The sequence below is a fragment of the Thalassotalea sp. PLHSN55 genome (assembly GCF_052030545.1).
Taxonomy (GTDB): Bacteria; Pseudomonadota; Gammaproteobacteria; order Enterobacterales; family Alteromonadaceae; genus CANMXU01.
In genome coordinates, this window is the sequence record NZ_JBPDIH010000008.1 from 159,846 (window position 1) to 180,835 (window position 20,990).

A 20,990-nucleotide genomic window follows, 5' to 3' on the forward strand; every position below is an offset into this window, starting at 1 on the left:
TTTATGGAAGTGTGAATATGCGCAAAAGCGCGAAAAGGCCTACGTAAAATTACGCATATAATGTTGCTGGCATTTATTATATGATGCATAGAAGAGTGTTTTATGATGTTGTTTTTGCTTGAATATCTCTCATAAAAAGCGAAGGGTTCATGCAGTCAATATCTAATCTATAAGAATTAAATGCAATCAAGCCAAAAAATACTTCCCACACGCCGAACCTACAATAAGCTCGTTGCCAACGAAATGATGGAAGACTTCGCGCTGAGGTTTACCGCCAAACGTGCACGCCAATGGTCTTTAAACCGTATCGCGGTTACAGCTTTAGGGATTGTTTCGTTTTTAGTCTTAGAAGCAATTGGTGGCGCAATCACCTTAAATTTTGGTTTTGTTAACGCCGCATGGGCAATTTTGGCGGTAGTGGCGATTATTTTTTGTACCGGCTTGCCTATTAGTTATTACGCGGCAAAATATGGCGTTGATATCGACTTACTCAGCCGCGGCGCTGGGTTTGGTTATATTGGCTCGACTATAGCGTCACTGATTTATGCTTCGTTTACGTTTATTTTCTTTGCCCTCGAAGCTGCCATCATGTCGATGGCATTGCAAATTCTCTTTGGCATCCCTTTATCCATTGCATATGTGATCAGTGCTTTGGTTGTATTACCGCTCGTTACTCATGGTATTGCTTATATCAGTCGGTTTCAGGTGTGGAGTCAGCCGTTTTGGCTGATTCTGCAATTGCTGCCACTGTATTTTGTCTTTAGCCACCCCGATAGTGATTTTGCTGATTGGCTAACGTTTACCGGTAATGCGGGCGAACAAGGCGGATCATTTAACCTATTATTTTTTGGCGCCGCCTCAGCGGTATTGCTTTCTTTAGTGGCCCAAATTGGTGAGCAAGTTGATTTTTTGCGTTTTTTACCCGAAAAGCCCAAGAAAAAACAATGGCGTTGGTGGTTAGCATTAATTAGTGCAGGCCCAGGTTGGATACTTTTTGGCGCGTTAAAGTTATTTTTAGGATCTTTTTTAGCCTATTTTGCCTTAAGCCAAGGGGTGCCTTTAGCTTTAGCTGACGACCCTGCGCACATGTATACCCTAGCGTTTAGCTTAGTATTTGACAATCCTGAAATTAGTGTCTTAATTGCCTGTTCTTTTGTGGTAATTTCTCAACTAAAAATTAATGTGGCCAATGCCTACGCGGGGTCATTAGCTTGGTCTAACTTCTTCTCTCGAGTTACACATAATCACCCTGGCCGCGTCGTTTGGATGATTTTCAACGTTGCCATTGCGCTGCTCTTAATGGAGCTGGGCATTTATCAAACCATTGAAAGCATGTTATCGGTTTATTCGGTTATTGTGCTCGCATGGTTAAGCTCGGTTGTTGCTGACTTAGTGATTAATAAACCGCTCGGTATTAGCCCTAAGCATATTGAATTTAAACGCTCGCATTTATTTGATATAAATCCTGTTGGCGTTGGCTCTATGCTAATTGCCAGTGTGGTTGGTTTTACCAGTCACTTTGGTTGGTATGGCGAAACCTGTAAAGCACTCGCCTCTTTTATTGCCTGTGGTTTACCCTTTATCACCGTACCTGTGATTGGTTATTTAACCAAAGGGAAATATTACTTGGTTGATAATAATAAGCAGGTCTTTGATGTACCGACAAAGTGCCATATTTGTGAAAATACCTTTGATCAAGAAGACATGAGTTACTGCCCTGCTTATAAAAACCCAATATGTTCACTATGTTGCTCGCTAGATGTCCGCTGTGGTGACAAATGCCGTACTGAAGCCACCCTATCGAAACAATCGCATCATTTTTTCAATCGCTTTTTAAGCACTGATTTATTAAGCATCATGACCACGCCCATGATGCAGTTTATTTCGATAACCCTAGCGTTAAGCTGTATTGGCGCGGCTATTTTATTTCTTATATACCTGCAAGTTCCTTTGGCTGACGCACAAGTAAAAGAGGTATTTGCAATAACCTTAATTAAAATATTTTTCTTATTGTTTATTATTATCGGCATTATTAGTTGGCTGTTTATTTTAGCGCGTAGTAGCAACAACCTCGCTTTAAAAGAGCTTCGCTTGCAAACCAATGCCTTAGCCGTAGAAATTGATGCGCATGAAAATACCTCTCAAGCCCTTAAAAATGCAAAGGATATTGCTGAATCGGCGAACCAAGCCAAAAGTCGCTACCTTGCTGGCTTAAGCCATGAACTGCGTACCCCGCTTAATGTATTGTTAGGTTATGCGCAATTACTCAGTCAAGATCCTGAAATACCAAGCCATCAACGCGAAAGTCTGAGTATTGTTAAACGAAATGGCGACCACTTAGCTGATTTAATTGAAGGTTTATTAGAAATATCAAAAATTGAAGCTGGCCGGTTAACCCTGCACCGCGACGAATTTAACCTTAAAGCGATATTGCAACAATTGGTTGATATGTTTCAAATGCAGGCCAATCAAAAAGGCCTAGCGTTTTATTACCTGCCTCCGGCTAACTTGCCCGATAATGTTGCCACAGATAAACAGCGCTTTCGACAAATTCTGATCAACCTTATTTCTAATGCGATAAAGTACACAGAAAAAGGCTCTGTCACCTTAAAAATTTCTTACCGTAATGAAGTAGTACATTTTAGTATTATTGATACCGGCATGGGGATTTCTCAAAAAGATCAAGAAACGATTTTCAAACCTTTTGAGCAAATACGCAATGCGCAAACTCAAACCATTAGCGGCACCGGACTAGGCTTAACCATTTCTCGCTCACTCACGTATTTAATGGGGGGTGAAATTACCTTGACCAGCCAACTCGGTGAAGGCTCGACTTTCCATTTAAAGCTGATGCTACCGCAGATTTCTCAAAACACCCAAACTCCGGAGCAAAAAAACACCCCAGTTATTGGCTATTGTGGTGAACAACAAACAATTTTAGTGGTCGATGATGATGTATACCAGCATCGATTAATGTCTGATTTTCTCACGCCATTAAACTTTAACATGCTATTTGCCCCAGATGCTGAACAAGGCATGCGCTTACTGGAAAATAACCCCGTAGACTTGATGATTTTAGACGTGCGAATGCCTGTAACTGACGGCTGGCAAATGGTTAAACGCATGCGCGAACAATGTTTTTACTTGCCGGTGATCATGGTTTCTGCCAACGCCCGTGACAATGAGTTTACCTTGGCGGCAGAAGGTTACCATAACGACTATATTGCCAAACCCGTTAACTTAGCGGCATTATTAGCTAAAATTGGCGAGCTGTTAAACTTAGTTTGGCAATACCAAGGCCAGCCTAGCGACGAACTCCCCAAGCTAAGCCCAACATCAGTTCAACCGCTTAGCAGCACTGCGCAATATAAAGACTTGATAGGGTTTGCTGAAATTGGTTACCTTTCGGGGTTTCATCAAAAATTCGATGAAATTAAAGAAAATTATGCCATTCCTGAAGAGGTTGCCAATCAAATCAATTTTTACATTAAACAATGTAATTTCCCGGCAATTATTCAACTGCTAGAAGAGTTATGTAATGAACAATAATATGCAAGAAGTGGTGTTAGTTGTTGACGACTCCCCCGAGTCGCTTGGTATGTTAAATGTCGCTTTAAATACACAAGGCTACACCGCCTTAGTGGCGCTTAACGGCATTCAAGCACTCGCAATTGTTGATAAAATAAAACCAGACGTTATTTTACTTGATGCGATAATGCCCGAAATGGATGGCTTTGAAACCTGTAAAAAACTCAAACAATTACTGCCTAATACGCCCATCATTTTTATGACCGGCTTAACTGATGTTGAAGATGTCGTAAAAGGTTTTGATGCAGGTGGTGTTGACTACGTTACCAAACCTATCGCGCCGGATGAAGTCATTGCCCGTATTAAAACCCATATTCAAACCGCCAAACTTGCTTTGAGTGCTCAAAGCGCTTTAGATCATGCCGGTAACAATGTATTTTGTGTTTCTGCTGAAGGTCGTCTTTCTTGGGCAACACCTGATGTCCACGCAATGATCGAGCAAATATCCACAGGAAATAGTATTCCATGGGCTAGCTTAGCCGCAGAGCTCAAGCAATGGCTGGCAAATGATACCAGTAAAAACATCACAATGACTTGTTTTAATGAACCTATTGAAGTGTCATACGAGCGGCAACAAAATGAGCTACATTTATTGCGTATCAAAACCTGCCAAGCCGAGCGCACCGCCACCGACTTAAAAACCCATTTACCGGTCACGAAACGTGAATCGGAAGTGCTTTATTGGGTGACTTATGGAAAAACCAGCTGGGAAATTTCGCAAATTCTGAGCATGAGCCCAAGAACCGTGAACAAGCACTTAGAGCAAATTTACCGAAAACTAGGTGTTGATAACCGCACTTCGGCAGCAGCTATTTCATTAAGAATTTTAGAAGGTTAGCAAAGTATACGCGATGCGCTAACGCTAAGTTCTTTGCTGGAGTTGCCAGTATTTTGGCTTTTGGCATTTGGCTTTTGGCTTTTGGCTTTTGGCTTTTGGCTTTTGGCTTTTGGCTCAATAATACTGAGATCACGATAACGCTAAACAAACAGTGTACATTGCTAATCGCCATGAAATGGGCTTGCTTGTTTAGCGAAATTTTTAGCACGCTATAATTTATTTAATAAACCATCGCTGGCATCTTCAACTAAATCAATCACGTATTGAAAGCCTTTAGCACCGCCATAATAGGGATCAGGCACTTCACTTTCATCATGATTTTCAGCATAGTCTAAAAATAACTGCACTTTATCAAATAAATGATCGGGGCCAATTTTTCGTAAGTCTTTAATGTTTTGATTATCCATGGCGAGGATCAAATCAAAGTCTTCAAAATCTTTTGCCGTGGTTTTTCTTGCTTTTATACCGTCAAATGAATAACCACGAGCCATACCTGCTTTTTGCGCACGGTGATCGGGCTTTTCTTTAGCATGAGAACTGATGGTACCCGAAGAGTCGATTTTAAGGTTTAACCCTTTATCTTTAGCTTTTTGGCGAAAAATAGCTTCTGCGCTAGGCGAACGACAGATGTTGCCCATGCAGACAAACAGTACCGATTTGACGTTTTTTAGATCAGTCAAAACAACTTCCTTGAATAATTAGTAATGAAAAAGGCAGACCAAGTCTGCAACATGCGACTAAATACACTATCTAAGCGTTCACACAGCAATAAGAGAATGACCGAGAGAATATTTACTGGTTGCTATTCAATCATAAGGCAAAGGCGACTACAAGAAGCGAATTAACATTCTTTGATTTGAATGTTATGCATGTTTTTAAAACCAATTCTTGGCATGTTTTTACCTAATCACTGTAAATACAGAATTACGATGCATAAACAAAAAACTAATTAAATCAATAGGATTAACTCATAAAACAGGATATTATTAGGACGTAGCCTTTGATAAATAAAATTAAAGAAAGGAAGTAGTTTTCATGGCGCCTCTTGCAATTAGTATTCGTACCATCTCCCCAATTATTGTTCCTCTCGACTTAAAAACCGGTACCGACCGAACCTCGAAAGCATTTGAGTTATTTGAAAAAAATATTCATACCGCGTTCGATTCAGCGTTACTTGGTAAAACAAATCAAGCACAAGCAGGGTATAAATCTATTGAGCAAGACAGTTGGCAAATGCGCCTATTTACTTGGACTGATAATATTGAGGCGCCAACGATAAAAATTCACGTATTTCCAAACAATATTGGCATTGTAGAAATTGACCATACCTTTGAATACACAGGCGATAACAAACTCATTGAACAACAAGCACAAGATCAAGCAGAACAACAAATCGCCGCGATATATAGCACATTTATTGAGACTATAAATGCTATCTGCGATCCGCAATATGGCAACTTTTTACGTACACTTAATCAACATCAAGACCAAGCAAAAATATTTTGGGTGTCTCGTACTGTTATTCTTGATTCTCAAGATTTAGCGCAGCCTTTATGTGAGACGTTATTAACTAAATGGCTTGCTCATACACAACGGTCGCAAGATGCGCATGATATTTTAACCCAGCAGAAAGATTACTCTATGACTTGGTTAAATTATGCCATTGTCGATTTAAAGCCTAATGATGATCGTTTAGACAGCATGATTTTGGCCCAATATTATTATTCCGCTCAAGAGCAATGTAATAAGCTGCTTAAACAAGCTATCGATGGTGCCTACAACGATGCAAAAAACGGTCAAGCGCAAGAAAAATTAAGTAAAACTCGCGTAAGAACACGTATGCACCAAGTTGATTATAATGAGCATTTAAATTATCTCACCCGCAATAAACGCAACATGTTAGAAGACATACTTGGGCATTGGAACTATCAGCAACTCACTGAAAATGGTCAGCGTATGATCGAAATTTGTTCGAGCAAAATAGACGAAACAGAAAATATTAAGCGTGAACGTAGTTCGTTATTAACCGACTTATTACTCGTAGCGTTAAGCTTTTTCACTGTTTTTGAATTATCGCTTTATTTAACCGAACTTAGCCGCGAAATGATGTCACGCCCTACTTTAGATTTTAATGATGATGGCCGCTCTTTTATGCTGCAATTTATTGCTGAAATTGACATGGACGTGATGTTTGGCTCTGGTTTCTTCCTTACCTTACTGTTGGTCTTTATTTATAAAATTATAAAGTCTCGATAAACAACCAGCCCTTAATCGGTTAACGTTCAAACATTTTAGAAGGTATTTTTAGTGCAACATTTAACAAATTTCGTTTATCAACAACTAAAACAAACAAAAATATTGCTGGTAAGCTGTGTAATTGCAAGCAGTGTATTTTCGCCAAACAGTCTGGCAAGTAACCCAAAAAACGTTAATTTACTGACCGACGTTTGGCCGCCATATATTAATGAAGATGACAAAGCTAAAGGCAGCGCCGCTAAGTTAGTCGAGCTGCTGCTTAATCATCAAAAAGTGGCAACCAACTGGCAATATATGCCTTATGAATATGCCTTTGACCAAGTGTCGTCACAGCAAGCCAACGCTTCTTTTCCCTACTTTAAAACAGCGCAACGACAAGCACAGGTGTTATTTTCTCAACCGGTATTTTCTGTTACCAGTCGCGTGTATTACAACCGACAGTTTTTAAACGCAAGCCAAGCAGAAAAAGCATTTAACGATAAAAAGCGTATCGGAAAAGTTGCCGGTTATAGTTATGGTGAAACGATTGATCAAGAACTTACTCAGGCGCACGAATTTGCCAGTGAAGATCAAGCACTAACGGCATTGCTTAATAACGACATCGATGTACTGCCAATGACAGAAGGTGTAATGAATCATCAGTTAAGTACGAATTTCCCGCAACGAAAACAGCTCATTGTTGCCTTAAAAAATATCGCTGATAAATCAAGCTTGCATGTTATTGGCGCTAAAAATACGCAAGGCGAAACGATAATTACCATGGTAAACACCGCCTTAAATTATATGCAGCAACAAGGCATGACCAGTTTACTCAGCACTACCTCAGATGTTGCAGCACCTGTTGATGTTGCCAAGCTTGTCTCCTCTGAAGGCTATCCGTTGATCCTTGGGCAATCAAGCGCCAGCGGCGACAATATTCAATACTATACGCTACCGCAAGGCAGCAAAGTATTGGTGATCAAGTGGAGTCCAAAAATACTACAACCTTCTCATAACGACAGCATTTATAAAAATATGATGGATTTAAGCAAGGTGGTTTTATTAAATGGACCACATGTCGGTAAAGAGTTGTACATTCGCAACATGCACATCGAGTTACAATAATGCTAATTGCTACTATAGGTTGGTTAGGTACGTTTATTTATTTAGCCAACCACGCTTATATTTCGTTCACGCAAGAATGGAAAAAAACCATTTATTATGGCGCTAATGCAGTTGCCGCGGCGTGCTTAATCGTCAGTTCTTTTTTTACCGAGTCTTGGCAAGCTATTGTCATTAATGGTTTCTGGTTAGCAATAAGCCTTGCGCTACTTGCTAATAAAGATATTTCAGTAATAAAATTTAGTCGTCGTATTTTTTATACCGTTGTGGTGATGTTTATCGCCAGCTTTATTGCTTATTATCTAAGCCAAGCACAGCTTAATATGGCGATTTTAGGTTGGTTGTCGGCATTTGTATTTTCAGGCTGTTATTTATTGTTTAGCCAAGAGAAAATGTTACCGCGATATTACCTTTGTTGGAATGCTTTTGCCGCAATTGCGCTAATGCCGCAGTTATGGATAGATGGCAATTGGCCGGTATTTTATTTGGAAATATCTTGGGCCGCTATTTCAGTTTATGGTGCGGTGCGCAAGTTCAGCCAAATTCATTTAATTGATTAAACTTGCGTTGAGCTTACGTTTAAGGTTTTGCTAAATTTCAACGACGTTGGTGGCAAAACCTTATTTACGATACGCTTTTATGGGCTAAGCTTGCAGCATTTTGCTCCCAGTTCTGACCATCAAAGTCCGTAACATTGATTTCTGTTGGCAAAGTATCTAAGCAGTTAACGTTAATATCGATACCGTCAGGGTTAGAGCGCGGCGTATAAAACGGTTTAACACCACAATGTTTGCAAAACGTGTGCTTTGCCACACCAGTATTAAAAGTATAAGTCGTTAAACTCTCTGCTCCGCTAAGCAAAGTAAAATCTTTTAACGGCACGATTAAATGTAAAAAACCGCCTTTGCTGCATATTGAACAATTACAGCGGTCAACTTCAAGCTTTTCTGGCGCGTTTACTTGAAAGGTTACCGCTTGGCAATGACAGCTTCCGTTATAAATCATAGTGCCCTCTTCTTTTTAATTGACTATTTTTATTGACGACTTTGATAGACTAAGAACAGCAACCTCTATATTTGCGTAGCTAATTACAAGCTATGAAAAAAACGGTCTGCTCTTGGTATGTAATAATTATCATAATTAAACGACATTACCACACTTTTTGTACGACCTATAATCTCATCTCTGGGCACAAAACCAATCACGCGCGAATCAGAGCTATTATCTCGATTATCACCAAGGGCTAAATAGCTATTATTTGGCACAACAACGGGAGAAAAAGATGACAGCGAACTGCCCGATTTTTTAACGCGGATCATATGTTCAATGCCCAACAGATGCTCTACGCGATCGGCGCTTAGAGTATTTTCGGTTAAATGTTGATATTCAATGGGTTGACCATTAATCATTAAACGGTTATTAGTAAGCGAAACCACATCGCCAGGTACGCCAATTACACGCTTAACAAGACGCATATCAGAGACTTTAGAGTTAAAAATAATAATATCGCCACGCACTGGTTCACCTAGCTTTATTAATGACACATCGCTAAATGGCAGTCGTAAATCGTAGGCAACTTTATTCACTAAAATGCGATCGCCTTCAACAATTGTCGGCTTCATTGACCCTGTTGGCACCGTATTCCAGTCAGCAAATGCGCTACGAAAAACACTCATTAATAGTATAAAAATAAGAAATGATTTATTTTCTTTTAATAGCGTTAGCATTTTCTTTTTCATAAATAGTCCTTGTTTTAAAAATAAGTCGACAGCTTGTGTGAGTTTTTAGATTGATTGCTGTGTTAAGACGTTTACACCAATTATTTGTTCCATCAATTAACGTTAAACATTAAAAACATCAAACTAAGCAGCACTAGCTTTTGTATATTTTTAATTTATTTCAGGCAGTTAAACACTAATGACCGTTATAAATATTTGCGGTTAAAACGTAAGTAAATGTGTGCACATTATCTCCTCTTGTTAAATATCATCTCTTAATACATCGAGCATTTGCATTCAATCATTATGGGTTCCATAATAGAACCTATAAATTACGCACAACGCCATACCTTATCGACCAAGGAAGTTTATGTACCCTTTAGCACGTTTTATGAAAGTCTATTTTGGCGCTAAAAAGAAAACGCCCATTCATTATCTTGAGCCAAGTTCTATCGAATTTAGGTGTCATCCTTGGGATCTTGATATGTTTAATGAAATGAATAACGGACGTGTTATGACCCTATACGATTTAGGTCGCTTCGATTTATCGTTTAGAAACAGCTTATTTAAAGTGATGAAACAGCATAAATGGGCCATGGTTGTTGCCGGCAGTTCTGTGCGTTACCGTAAACGCATTATGTCTTTTGATAAAATTACCATGCACAGCCAATGTGTCGGCTCAGACGACAAGTGGATTTACATGGTGCAGTCAATGTGGGTAAAAGGCGAACCTTGCTCTTCGGTATTAGTGCGTGGCGGCATAACCTCGCGTGACGGTTTAGTTTCACCTGAGAAGTTGGTTACAGCGATGGGCTTTGAATTTAACGAACAAGCTTTACCTTTATGGGTACAAGAATGGATTGATTCAGAGCAACATCGCCCTTGGCCACCAGTAAAAGAAAATATTTAAAAGCGATATAAAAAAGTAGTAGGAGTTTAATATGCGATGGCAAGACATCGATAGCAAGCCTTGCTCGGTTGCTCGTTCAATTGCAATATTTGGTGATCGTTGGACTTTATTAATATTAAGGCAAATTTTTCTAAAAGTTCGCCGCTTTTCACAGTTACAACATTCGCTGCAAATTTCACGACACAGACTGTCAGATAGGCTAACCCGGTTAGTTGATGCAAATGTGCTACATAAATCGTTGTACGATGAGTCACATCAGCGCTTTGAATATCGATTAACTGATAAAGGCAAAGAACTTTTTCCTATTATCATTGCCATCACCAATTGGGGTGATAAATGGCAAGCAGACAGCGACGGCGTGCCTATTCAATTTACCCACACAAGCTGTGGAAATATCGCCAATGCTAAACTGACATGTTCATGTTGTAGCGAAGTGGTAAACGTTCACAATATGTCAGGCAAGTTAGGACCTGGGATAACCAATAAAATTAACCGAGGCGAATTAAATAAAGATGACTTTCTCGGTTATGAACAAACGTAGTTGCCCCATCAATTTACCACTCGCATTTTCTATCAAATAAGTACCACTTCCGACTAAAATCTAATTGCCCTTTGCTTAGAATTAGAATATAAACACTAATTATTGCACTTTAACAAATGATTAATGATCAGGCGCAAAAATTTTGCGCTATTTAAGTGTAATAATTTGTCGCGAAATTTGTTTGCAACAGTAAAACAGTGTTTGGTTGTTGCAAGCTTCTTTCAAGCAAGACATTACCGCAGTTTATTTACACTATCATTGCGGTGCTGTTAATAATTAGCGGTCAATAAACCATCTAAAGTTAATGATTTTTATAGCAAAGTATTAAAAACAGACAACTTTGTAACGATCAATCTAAAAAAAGCTTTGGTAGAATTGACTCACTTTAAACAACAATAATTTACACCATTTTCTGAGAATATAATGAAACAACTCTTATTCCTTTTACTTGCAATGTGTACACCGAGTATTGCTTTTGCATCTGGCGCTGTACAACAAACGATTGATCTTACCAATCATTGGATTGGTTACACTGCTATCGCCATTTTTGTAGTGTCTTACAGCTTGGTTATTTTAGAAGAACAATTACACTTACGAAAATCTAAACCGGTATTATTAGCTGCCGGCCTAATTTGGATTTTAATTGCCGCCTTTTATGGTTCACAAGGCATGCCTCATGCAGCGGAAGTCGCCATTCGCCATAACTTCTTAGAGTATGCCGAATTGTTTTTCTTCCTACTTGTTGCCATGACCTACATTAACGCCATGCTTGAGCGCAACGTTTTTGACGCCCTGCGCGATTGGCTTGTTATGAAAGGTTTTAGCTACAAATCTCTATTTTGGTTAACGGGTATTTTAGCCTTCTTTATTTCACCTATTGCCGATAACCTAACAACAGCATTAATCATGTGTGCCGTTGTATTAGCGGTTGGTAAAACCGAGCCTAAATTTGTTGCCATTAGCTGTATCAATATTGTTGTTGGTGCCAACGCAGGTGGCGCATTTAGTCCATTTGGCGATATCACCACGCTAATGGTTTGGCAAAAAGGCATTGTGCAATTCCAAGAGTTTTTTGCCTTGTTTATTCCATCGGTTGTTAACTTTGTTATTCCTGCCTTTATTATGCAGTTTGCCATTCCTAAGGGTAACCCGACGGCAGAATCAAATGAGATGACACCAATTAAAATAGGCGGCTTAACCATAGTGGCGCTATTCATCCTTACGATTGTAACCGCGGTTTCATTCCATAACTTTTTACACTTACCACCAGTATTTGGCATGATGACAGGTTTAGCCTACTTAAAATTCTTCGGTTATTACTTGCGTAAAAAAGGTCATGCAACTATCGATAAGTCGGATATGCCAACCAGTAACAAGATCAAAGATGACTTTGATATTTTTGATAAAATTGCAAAAGCAGAATGGGATACCTTATTTTTCTTCTATGGCGTAATTTTAGCTGTTGGTGGCTTAGGCTTTATGGGTTACTTAGGCATGGTGTCTGAATTTATGTACGGTGAACTCGGTGCAACAAATGCCAATATTTTAGTCGGTATTTTATCAGCCATTGTTGATAACATTCCGGTAATGTTTGCCGTGCTAACGATGCAACCAGAAATGGATCACACTCAATGGCTACTAGTAACATTAACAGCTGGTGTTGGTGGTAGTTTATTATCCATTGGCTCTGCTGCGGGTGTTGCACTTATGGGGCAAGCTCGAGGCTATTACACCTTCTTTGCTCATTTAAAATGGGCGCCAGTAATTTCTTTAGGTTACTTTGCCAGTATTTACGTGCATTTATTAATAAACTAATCAGCGCGTTAGATAACAAAAAAGGCTACCTAAGGTAGCCTTTTTTTGATTCTAACTTTTTATAGCTAGATGAAATCTATTCGTTTAGGTCATCAAATTGGCTGTCTGTTGGTGCTGAGCCTACTGGCTTAACATTGCTTTGCGTAAAACTATGGTGTCGTTTAGTTTTTTCAACAGCATTTACATACTTACGCCATAACTTAACCATAGCATTTGCGCTTTCGTCACCAGAGTCGATCGCAGCAACAAACAAGCTTTCTTCTTCATTTTCAGGCGTTAACGCTTTATCAGCCAATCGCATTAACGTATCACCGTATTGCTCTAATAATTCAGTTTCTTTTTTATTAAAAAAGCCAGAGCGACCTATCCCCCTTGGGAAGTCACTTTCACCATAAAAAAGTTTTTTACCCACTCTAATTGTGGTGTTCATTGATATCACCTCTAAAATTCCAATCATTATTGAATAAATAAATCGTTAAAAAAATAAAGCGTTCGCTTTGTTATACATTCATGTTTTACTGAAAAATAATTAAGCCGAATTTAATTGAATTTCTATCAATAGACAACAAAATGAATTTATCGTATCGATAAGTATTTTTAATCGTTTAACTCGTGCTTTATTTTGATTTGTATCTGTACACGCTGTGGACAATTTTTGTCGATATAGGTAGGAAAAATAAGCAATTAAAGAAAATGAAGACACATTATAATTTTTAGAATAAATAAAAAAAACCCGCTTAAGAGCGGGTTTGAGGAAGTAAGTGAGTAAAGCTTAATCAATCAACTGATATTGCTCTTTTAAAATCGCAATAATTTCAGCTTTAGGGTTGTCACTTAAGACGATTTTTTTACCGGTAATTTTTTCAGCAATATTAGTATAGGTTTCAGATACCGCCATTAAAACTGATGCTGGTAATTCGTTGTCTCTTGCTAGGGCTTCACGTTCATCCATGCGGTCTTTGTTTAACAAAATATCAGCGTCTGGAAAATGGTTTAGCAATAGCTGACGAAAACCTTCTTTCGAGTTTTCAACGACCTTACCTGCGCGGTATTGTTCGCCATCCCAAATACGAGACGAGTCAGGTGTGCCCACTTCATCCATATAAATAAGTTTATCATTGCCGGCACTATCTTTTACGTAGCCAAACTCAAATTTAGTATCAACAAACACTTGGTCAATTTTTGCTAGCGCCTCAGAAATTACATTAAAGCCTTCAGTTAATAGCTTCTCGTATAAGGCAATATCATCAGCTGATTTAAAGTTAAACGCAGCAAAGTTATCTTCGATGTTTTTACGGGTAATGTTAACGTCATCAACAGCAGGTACGCCTGGAATGCCTTCTAAAATACCTTTTGTTGAAGGGGTTTGTAAAAGCTCAGGTAGTTTGCTGTCTTTCGCTAAACCTTCCGGCAACTCAATACCACAAAATTCACGTTCACCTTTGGTGTATGCGCGCCACATAGAGCCAGTAATGTATTGACGACAAATCGCTTCGATCATCACAGGTTTGGCTTTTTGCACGATCCAGACAAATGGATGAGGAATATCTAAGATATGTGAATCAGCTAAACCTTGTTCTTGAAACAACTTAAACCAATGGTTAGAAATGGCATTTAACGCAGCGCCTTTACCCGGCACACCTTTCATGCCACCCTCGCCTTTCCAAATACAATCAAACGCTGAAATACGGTCGCTGATCACCATAATAGCCAATGGTGTATCTGCGGCAACATCATAGCCTTTTTCAGCGATTAAACGCTTGCTATCGGCTGCTGTTAACCAATAAACACTACGTACTTTACCACTGTGCACTGGTGCATCGGTACGAATTGGCAAATCATTATTTACCGCTAAAACTTGATCAGCAAGACTCATATGAGTAACCCTTTTAATGTCACTAAATTTAATTATTATTGATGTAATCTACTGTGTTATCACACGAGAAATTACATTAATAATAACTAAACACTCTTCTACTTGGTTTAATGCTGCTATTTGATAGTAAACTTTTAATTTTATATAAAAATTATTGAGATATATTTTGCAGCTATTTGATATTAGAGCAAGGAAAACACGCGGAGCTTATGAACATAAGTGAGCATGATTGACGCCGCTATAATGAAAATAGCAATAAAATATAATCAATAAAAAGAAAAAGGACGCTAATGCGTCCTTTCTCAAACTTTTACTCAGGTATTATAAAGAAGCTTGCGCTTTTTCAACTAATACAGAGAAAGCTGCTTTATCGTATACTGCGATGTCAGCTAGGATCTTACGATCGATTTCAATAGAAGCCTTTTTAAGACCATTAATGAAACGGCTGTAAGATAAACCATTTTGACGAGCTGCCGCGTTAATACGAGCAATCCAAAGTTGACGGAATTGACGTTTACGTTGACGACGGTCACGGTAAGCGTATTGGCCAGCTTTAGTTACAGCTTGAAAAGCAACGCGATAAACGCGACTACGAGCACCGTAGTAACCTTTAGCTTGCTTTAAAACTTTTTTATGACGGGCTCTTGCTACTACACCACGTTTTACTCTTGCCATTTTCTTTCTCTCCTATTAACCGTGACGTAAAAGTTTTTTAACTGACTTAATGTCAGAAGCCGCAATCATGCATTTCGCACGAAGGTGACGTTTTACTTTAGTACGGCGCTTAGTCAAGATATGACGAAGACCAGCTTGTTTGAACTTGTAGCCATTAGCTGTTGGTTTAAAGCGCTTTGCAGCACCTTTATTGGTTTTCATTTTAGGCATGTGAATAACTCCGCATTGTTATGCCAAATTTACAGTAGCAAAGGCGAAAATCTCATTCATTTAATTTGACGTTTCAAACTAAACACAGGACTTTACTTGCAAGCCTTACTACCAACGTATAAAGATAATGATGGTGAGTTAATTAACCAAAGTTAACCAACTACTTGTCAAACCAAAAATTATCTATTTTTAGGGGCTAAGACCATCACCATTTGACGCCCTTCCGCTCTACGAGGGAAGAACTCAACTACAGTTAGCTCTTCTAAATCTTTTTTAACACGATTTAGTAGATCAAACCCTAGTTCTTGGTGGGCCATTTCACGGCCGCGGAAACGTAATGTAACCTTGACCTTGTCGCCGCCTTCTAAAAAGCGCTTCAGGTTGCGTAGTTTGACCTGATAGTCGCCTTCATCTGTTCCAGGACGGAATTTAATTTCCTTAACCTGTATCTGTTTCTGCTTTTTACGCTGTTCTTTTTGTTCCTTTGATTTTTCATAAAGGAACTTGCCGTAGTCCATAACTCGACAAACTGGAGGCTTGGCCGTAGGGCTGATCTCAACAAGGTCTACACCCGCTTCTTCAGCTTTATCCATTGCTTCATTTAACGTTACGATACCTGCTGGTTCACCATCGTATCCGATCAAACGAACTTCAGTACCTGTAATTAACTCATTTAAACGATGAGCTGGCTCTTTCTGCCCGCCTCGTTGACCACCTTTAATAGCCATGTTCCTCCAAAGAACTTTGTTCCAACTTTGTCGCGCAATTATTGGCGAACTGTTGGTTTATAAAATATTTGTGATATCCGTATGTTACTTTAATTTGCTTAGCGCTTAAAGACGTTCTTTTACTTCGTCTGTTAGCTTAGCAATAAAGTCGTCAACCGACATTTTTCCTAAATCTTCACCACTTCGAGTTCGTATTGCAATTTCGCCGGCTTCCATCTCTTTATCACCAACAACTAATAAATACGGAACACGCTTCAAAGTGTGCTCGCGGATTTTAAAGCCTATCTTCTCATTTCTCAAGTCTAGTTTTGCTCTAAATCCATTTTCTTTTAGTTTTTTAACAACTTTTTCACAATATTCACCCTGTTTGTCGGTAATATTCATCACAGTTGCTTGAATTGGCGATAACCACGTTGGGAATTTGCCGGTGTACTCTTCGATAAGAATACCGATAAATCGCTCTAATGAACCTAAAATTGCGCGGTGAATCATTACCGGTGTGTAACGTTCGTTATCTTCACCAACATAAGTTGCACCTAAACGCTCTGGTAAGGCAAAATCTAATTGCACAGTACCACATTGCCAGTTACGACCTAAACAATCTAATAAGGTAAATTCAATTTTAGGACCGTAGAAAGCACCTTCGCCTGGTAAGTATTCAAACTTAATGCCTAAATCGTTCATGGCATTAGCAAGACCTTGCTCAGCTTTGTCCCAAATTTCATCGCTACCGATGCGTTTTTCAGGACGTGTTGAAAGTTTTACTAGTATGTCTTCAAAACCAAATGATTTATAAACGTCATAAACCATTTCAATACATTTCGTTACTTCAGCTTGTACTTGATCTTCGGTACAGAAGATATGCGCGTCATCTTGGGTAAAGCCACGGACACGCATTAAACCATGTAAAGCACCAGATGGTTCATTACGGTGACAACAGCCAAACTCAGCCATACGCAATGGTAAATCACGGTACGATTTTAAGCCTTGGTTAAATATTTGCACGTGCCCTGGGCAGTTCATTGGCTTAATGGCATATTCACGCTTTTCTGACGTGGTTGTGAACATGTTTTCTGCGTATTTGTCCCAGTGACCTGATTTTTCCCAAAGTACGCGGTCCATCATTAATGGGCCTTTTACTTCGTCGTAATCATATTCGTGTAATTTTTCACGAATGAACTTTTCAAGTTCGGTGTAAATTGTCCAACCGTCGTTATGCCAAAATACCATGCCTGGCGCTTCTTCTTGCCAGTGGAATAGATCTAAGGTTTTGCCAATTTTACGGTGATCACGCTTTTCAGCTTCAGCAAGGCGTTGAATATACGCTTTTAATTGCTTTTTATCAGCCCATGCTGTGCCGTAAATACGTTGCAGCATTTTATTGTCTGAATCGCCACGCCAGTAGGCGCCAGCAACTTTCATTAATTTAAAATGATGACAATGACGCATGCTTGGTACATGTGGACCACGACACATATCAATGTATTCTTGGTGATGATAAAGTGCAGGCGTGTCGGTTTTCTCGATGTTTTGATCAAGAATTTCTAATTTGTAGGTTTCACCACGTTCGCTAAAAGCGTCGTAAGCGTCTTGCCAAGTACCTGTCTTTTTAATTACTTGGTAACCAGTTCTAGCAAGCTCGGTCATACGTTTTTCAAGAATAACTAAATCGTCTTCGGTAATAGAATGCTCTAAATCAACGTCGTAATAAAAGCCGTTATCAATCGTAGGACCAATCGCCATTTTCGTTTCAGGCCAAATTTGCTTAATTGCGTGACCTAATAAATGCGCACAAGAGTGACGAATAATTTCTAAACCTTCAGCGTCTTTACTGGTAATAAGCTGAAGTGCCGCGTCTTTTTCAATTAACTCACACGCATCAACTAATTGTCCGTCTATACGACCAGCGATCGTCGCTTTGGCAAGACCAGGACCAATATCAAGAGCGACATCCATAACCGATACAGCATTGTCGAATGAGCGTTGTGAACCATCAGGGAGAGTAATTACAGGCATGAATTTTCCTTTATACAGTGGCGGCACATACCAAGTGACGCTTGCTTATATTTTTTACGTTAAAAGTTAATACTTTAATAGCGTAGTAAAGTCGTTAACTACGATTATTCTGTCTATCTATATTTATTAGCTATGGTAATATTTACCAATAAGTGTAATAAACTTAAATATTTGGCTCGGGAATATAGGGGAAAATCATCCACAATGCAATGCCCATCGAAATTATGTTAACAAACTTGCGAAATTTATTTTTGTTACGAAAAAGCCTATGGTGTGTTTTGGTCATGATAAGTTTAATTATTCCCCGACAAAGCAGCGCCAATGCGCAAAACAACAACTGGCAATTATGGCGTGAAAAAGGTGATTTAAGCGTCAGTTATCAAGCCATTGAAGATAGCCCACTAATTACGATAAAAGCCAGTACCAAAATCACATCAACACTCGCCAGCGCACTCGCCTTTATTCAAAACACACACAACACAGCCAACTGGTTAGCTAATGCAAAAAACAGCCAAGTACTTAACCAGCTTACGCCACAGCGCCGTATATTCATTACTCGCTTTAAAGGATTATGGCCGGTAAAACCAAGGTTTATGTTGTTAACATCGCACTATTGGCAAAATTACGATTTATCGATTGAAATATCAATCAACAACGCGACAGAAAAAGAGTTGCAGTTAATTACGCCGCTCGATGAAGGCGACGTGATTCAAGTAGATGTGATACAAGCACATTGGTTAATTAAACCCATTGCGCAACACCAGCTTAGTATTGATTACGTTTTTACCGCTGACGCCAAAGGCAATTTGCCACGTTCTTTTACCAATAAATTATCGCTACGCGCTATTTGGCAAACCTTTGACCAGTTAAACCAACAGCTGCCTTTAACGAATAACCAACAACAAACAATAGCGGGTATAAAAGAAGCCACTCATTAAGGTTATCAATAACCATTAGTGGCAACAAAACAATGGCAAATAGTAGTGGACTAGGCTTTTAACATGGCAATAGCCATAGCTTCTGCGATTTTTATACCATCAATACCTGCTGATAAAATACCGCCGGCATAACCTGCACCCTCACCCGCTGGAAATAGCCCTTGTACATTAAGACTTTGCAAGGTTTCTTTATCGCGCGTAATTTGAATAGGCGAAGACGTTCTAGTTTCAACCGCGGTTAAGGTTGCATCTTTTTTTGAAAAGCCTTTAATTTTACGTTCAAAAGCAGGAAGCGCTTCACGAATAGCATCAATGGCGTAGTCAGGCAGTGTTTCGCTTAAGTCGGTATAATGTACGCCCGGTTTATAGGAAGGTTCTACTTCGCCGTGCTCGCCACTTTTTCTACCCGCTAAGAAATCCCCCACTAGCTGACATGGCGCATCATACGTTTCACCGCCTAAGGTAAACGCGATTTCTTCGAGGCGACGCTGAAATTCAATACCGCCTAAAACATCGTTTTCGTCTTTACAGAAATCTTTAGGTTCAATACCAACAACAATCGCACTGTTAGCATTACGTTCGTGACGTGAATATTGACTCATGCCATTGGTAACAACGCGACCTTCCTCAGATGCTGCTGCCACAACAGTACCGCCTGGGCACATACAAAAGCTGTATACTGAACGACCATTATTACAATGATGCACTAATTTATAATCTGCCGCGCCTAATATAGGGTGACCGGCATTTTGTCCAAAACGGGCATCGTCAATAACGGATTGTTCGTGTTCGATACGAAAGCCAACTGAAAACGGTTTTGGTTTAATAAACACCCCTTTTTCATGCAACATTTCAAAGGTATCTCGGGCACTGTGGCCGATAGCTAGTGCAACAAAATTGGTGTCAATTTTTTCACCGCTGGCAAGGGTTATGCCTGTTACTTGTTTACTGTCGCCCTGCTCTTCAAAGTGAAAATCATCAACACGTTGTTCAAAACGTACTTCACCGCCAAGTTCAAATATTTTGTTGCGCATTTGTTCAACCATGGTCACTAATTTAAAAGTACCAATATGCGGTTTACTGACATATAAAATTTCTTCGGGTGCGCCGGCTTCAACAAACTCATTAAGTACTTTACGGCTGTAATGCTTAGGATCTTTTACTTGGCTATAAAGTTTACCGTCAGAAAACGTACCTGCGCCACCTTCACCAAATTGTACATTAGATTCAGTGTTCAATAATTTTTTACGCCAAAAACCAAAGGTGTCTTTAGTGCGTTCTCGTACCTCTTTACCACGTTCCAATACGATAGGTTTAAAGCCCATTTGCGCCAAAACTAAACCAGCAAACAAGCCACATGGGCCCATGCCAATGACCACCGGACGCTGCGAAAGTTGCTCAGGTGCTTGCGCAACAAATTTATACGCCATATCTGGGGTTAATTTAACATTTTGATCTTTTTCAAACTGAGCTAACAATTTGTCATTGATGGTTGTTTCAACATCTAAGGTATACATTAAAATGATGTTGTTTTTACGTCTGGCGTCATAACCCCGTTTGAATACCGTAAAATCAACCAATTGTTGTTCGCTGATATTCAGTTTTTCAAGCACAGCTTGTTGTAATTGTTCGGGTTGATGATTAAGTTCAAGCTTAATATTGGTTAAGCGCAGCATAAATTTTCCAAAGCAGCATATCGATAATTGCCGGCATTTTACCTGATAGCTTGGTTATGTTAAATCAACAATTGTATTTGTTTGCGTTCAAGGTATGATATCGC

The 20,990-nt window shown here is 39.3% G+C and carries 20 protein-coding genes; 9 read left to right on the top strand and 11 right to left on the bottom strand.

Going from position 1 to position 20,990, the window contains the following annotated elements; all coding sequences use genetic code 11:
- Positions 1 to 180: 180 nt before the first annotated feature.
- Positions 181 to 3,549 carry an ATP-binding protein gene (locus ACRRSQ_RS16125; RefSeq protein WP_440876793.1) on the top strand — a complete coding sequence of 1,123 codons (3,369 nt, stop codon included), beginning with the start codon at positions 181 to 183 and terminating at the stop codon, positions 3,547 to 3,549.
- The gene (locus ACRRSQ_RS16130; protein ID WP_440876794.1) at positions 3,539 to 4,426 is read left to right on the top strand and encodes a response regulator; all 888 of its coding nucleotides are present in this window, start codon (positions 3,539 to 3,541) and stop codon (positions 4,424 to 4,426) included. Before ACRRSQ_RS16125 ends, ACRRSQ_RS16130 begins: the two co-directional genes overlap by 11 nt.
- Here ACRRSQ_RS16130 and ACRRSQ_RS16135 read toward each other — a convergent pair.
- Positions 4,398 to 4,598, bottom strand: a complete 201-nt coding sequence (locus tag ACRRSQ_RS16135; protein ID WP_440876795.1) for a hypothetical protein — start codon at positions 4,596 to 4,598, stop codon at positions 4,398 to 4,400. The two genes, ACRRSQ_RS16130 and ACRRSQ_RS16135, sit on opposite strands and share 29 nt — an antisense overlap.
- A gap of 37 nt (positions 4,599 to 4,635) precedes the next feature.
- Entirely contained in the window at positions 4,636 to 5,106 is a 471-nt protein-coding gene (locus tag ACRRSQ_RS16140; RefSeq protein WP_440876796.1) for a low molecular weight protein-tyrosine-phosphatase, read from the bottom strand.
- Between the two features lie 355 nt (positions 5,107 to 5,461).
- On the opposite strand from ACRRSQ_RS16140, the gene ACRRSQ_RS16145 reads away from it, so the two are divergent.
- Genes ACRRSQ_RS16145 through ACRRSQ_RS16155 form a run of 3 tightly spaced genes read left to right on the top strand, consistent with a single transcriptional unit; the run spans position 5,462 to position 8,343 of the window.
- Positions 5,462 to 6,682 (top strand): hypothetical protein, encoded by a 1,221-nt coding sequence (locus ACRRSQ_RS16145; RefSeq protein ID WP_440876797.1) that lies wholly within the window; start codon positions 5,462 to 5,464, stop codon positions 6,680 to 6,682.
- A gap of 51 nt (positions 6,683 to 6,733) precedes the next feature.
- Positions 6,734 to 7,786, top strand: a complete 1,053-nt coding sequence (locus tag ACRRSQ_RS16150) for a substrate-binding periplasmic protein (RefSeq protein ID WP_440876798.1) — start codon at positions 6,734 to 6,736, stop codon at positions 7,784 to 7,786.
- A complete protein-coding gene (locus tag ACRRSQ_RS16155) occupies positions 7,786 to 8,343 on the top strand; it encodes a CBU_0592 family membrane protein (RefSeq protein ID WP_440876799.1) in 558 nt (185 codons plus the stop codon). Before ACRRSQ_RS16150 ends, ACRRSQ_RS16155 begins: the two co-directional genes overlap by 1 nt.
- 64 nt (positions 8,344 to 8,407) lie before the next feature.
- Here the strand turns inward: ACRRSQ_RS16155 and ACRRSQ_RS16160 are convergent, their stop codons facing one another.
- Together ACRRSQ_RS16160 and lepB are read right to left on the bottom strand one after the other, a co-directional pair.
- On the bottom strand, positions 8,408 to 8,788 hold the full coding sequence (locus tag ACRRSQ_RS16160; RefSeq protein ID WP_440876800.1) for a GFA family protein: 381 nt from the start codon (positions 8,786 to 8,788) through the stop codon (positions 8,408 to 8,410).
- Between the two features lie 83 nt (positions 8,789 to 8,871).
- Positions 8,872 to 9,522 (bottom strand): signal peptidase I, encoded by a 651-nt coding sequence (lepB, locus tag ACRRSQ_RS16165; protein ID WP_440876801.1) that lies wholly within the window; start codon positions 9,520 to 9,522, stop codon positions 8,872 to 8,874.
- Positions 9,523 to 9,871: 349 nt separating this feature from the next.
- Between lepB and ACRRSQ_RS16170 the strand changes: the two genes are divergently transcribed.
- The 3 genes from ACRRSQ_RS16170 (at position 9,872) to nhaD (ending at position 12,767) form a co-directional block, all read left to right on the top strand.
- Positions 9,872 to 10,411 (top strand): acyl-CoA thioesterase, encoded by a 540-nt coding sequence (locus ACRRSQ_RS16170; RefSeq protein WP_440876802.1) that lies wholly within the window; start codon positions 9,872 to 9,874, stop codon positions 10,409 to 10,411.
- 31 nt (positions 10,412 to 10,442) lie between these two features.
- Positions 10,443 to 10,952, top strand: coding sequence for a winged helix-turn-helix transcriptional regulator (locus ACRRSQ_RS16175; protein ID WP_440876803.1), 510 nt, complete (start codon positions 10,443 to 10,445; stop codon positions 10,950 to 10,952).
- A gap of 423 nt (positions 10,953 to 11,375) precedes the next feature.
- Positions 11,376 to 12,767, top strand: a complete 1,392-nt coding sequence (gene nhaD, locus ACRRSQ_RS16180; protein WP_440876804.1) for a sodium:proton antiporter NhaD — start codon at positions 11,376 to 11,378, stop codon at positions 12,765 to 12,767.
- A gap of 76 nt (positions 12,768 to 12,843) precedes the next feature.
- Here nhaD and maoP read toward each other — a convergent pair whose 3' ends face one another.
- The 6 genes from maoP to thrS all read right to left on the bottom strand — a co-directional run bounded on the left by maoP (position 12,844) and on the right by thrS (position 18,272).
- Positions 12,844 to 13,197: a DUF413 domain-containing protein gene (gene maoP / locus ACRRSQ_RS16185; protein WP_440876805.1), complete on the bottom strand. Its 354-nt coding sequence runs from the start codon at positions 13,195 to 13,197 to the stop codon at positions 12,844 to 12,846.
- 342 nt (positions 13,198 to 13,539) lie between these two features.
- The gene (locus ACRRSQ_RS16190) at positions 13,540 to 14,643 is read right to left on the bottom strand and encodes a phosphoribosylaminoimidazolesuccinocarboxamide synthase (protein ID WP_440876806.1); all 1,104 of its coding nucleotides are present in this window, start codon (positions 14,641 to 14,643) and stop codon (positions 13,540 to 13,542) included.
- 321 nt (positions 14,644 to 14,964) lie between these two features.
- Positions 14,965 to 15,318, bottom strand: coding sequence for a 50S ribosomal protein L20 (rplT, locus tag ACRRSQ_RS16195; protein ID WP_440876807.1), 354 nt, complete (start codon positions 15,316 to 15,318; stop codon positions 14,965 to 14,967).
- A 15-nt stretch (positions 15,319 to 15,333) separates the two neighbouring features.
- Positions 15,334 to 15,528: a 50S ribosomal protein L35 gene (gene rpmI / locus ACRRSQ_RS16200; RefSeq protein WP_303454659.1), complete on the bottom strand. Its 195-nt coding sequence runs from the start codon at positions 15,526 to 15,528 to the stop codon at positions 15,334 to 15,336.
- A gap of 179 nt (positions 15,529 to 15,707) precedes the next feature.
- Positions 15,708 to 16,256 carry a translation initiation factor IF-3 gene (gene infC / locus ACRRSQ_RS16205; RefSeq protein ID WP_440876808.1) on the bottom strand — a complete coding sequence of 183 codons (549 nt, stop codon included), beginning with the start codon at positions 16,254 to 16,256 and terminating at the stop codon, positions 15,708 to 15,710.
- 105 nt (positions 16,257 to 16,361) lie between these two features.
- Entirely contained in the window at positions 16,362 to 18,272 is a 1,911-nt protein-coding gene (gene thrS / locus ACRRSQ_RS16210; protein WP_440876809.1) for a threonine--tRNA ligase, read from the bottom strand.
- Between the two features lie 284 nt (positions 18,273 to 18,556).
- On the opposite strand from thrS, the gene ACRRSQ_RS16215 reads away from it, so the two are divergent.
- On the top strand, positions 18,557 to 19,210 hold the full coding sequence (locus ACRRSQ_RS16215; protein WP_440876810.1) for a hypothetical protein: 654 nt from the start codon (positions 18,557 to 18,559) through the stop codon (positions 19,208 to 19,210).
- Positions 19,211 to 19,260: 50 nt separating this feature from the next.
- Here the strand turns inward: ACRRSQ_RS16215 and ACRRSQ_RS16220 are convergent, their stop codons facing one another.
- The gene (locus ACRRSQ_RS16220; protein ID WP_440876811.1) at positions 19,261 to 20,886 is read right to left on the bottom strand and encodes an NAD(P)/FAD-dependent oxidoreductase; all 1,626 of its coding nucleotides are present in this window, start codon (positions 20,884 to 20,886) and stop codon (positions 19,261 to 19,263) included.
- Positions 20,887 to 20,990: the final 104 nt, after the last annotated feature.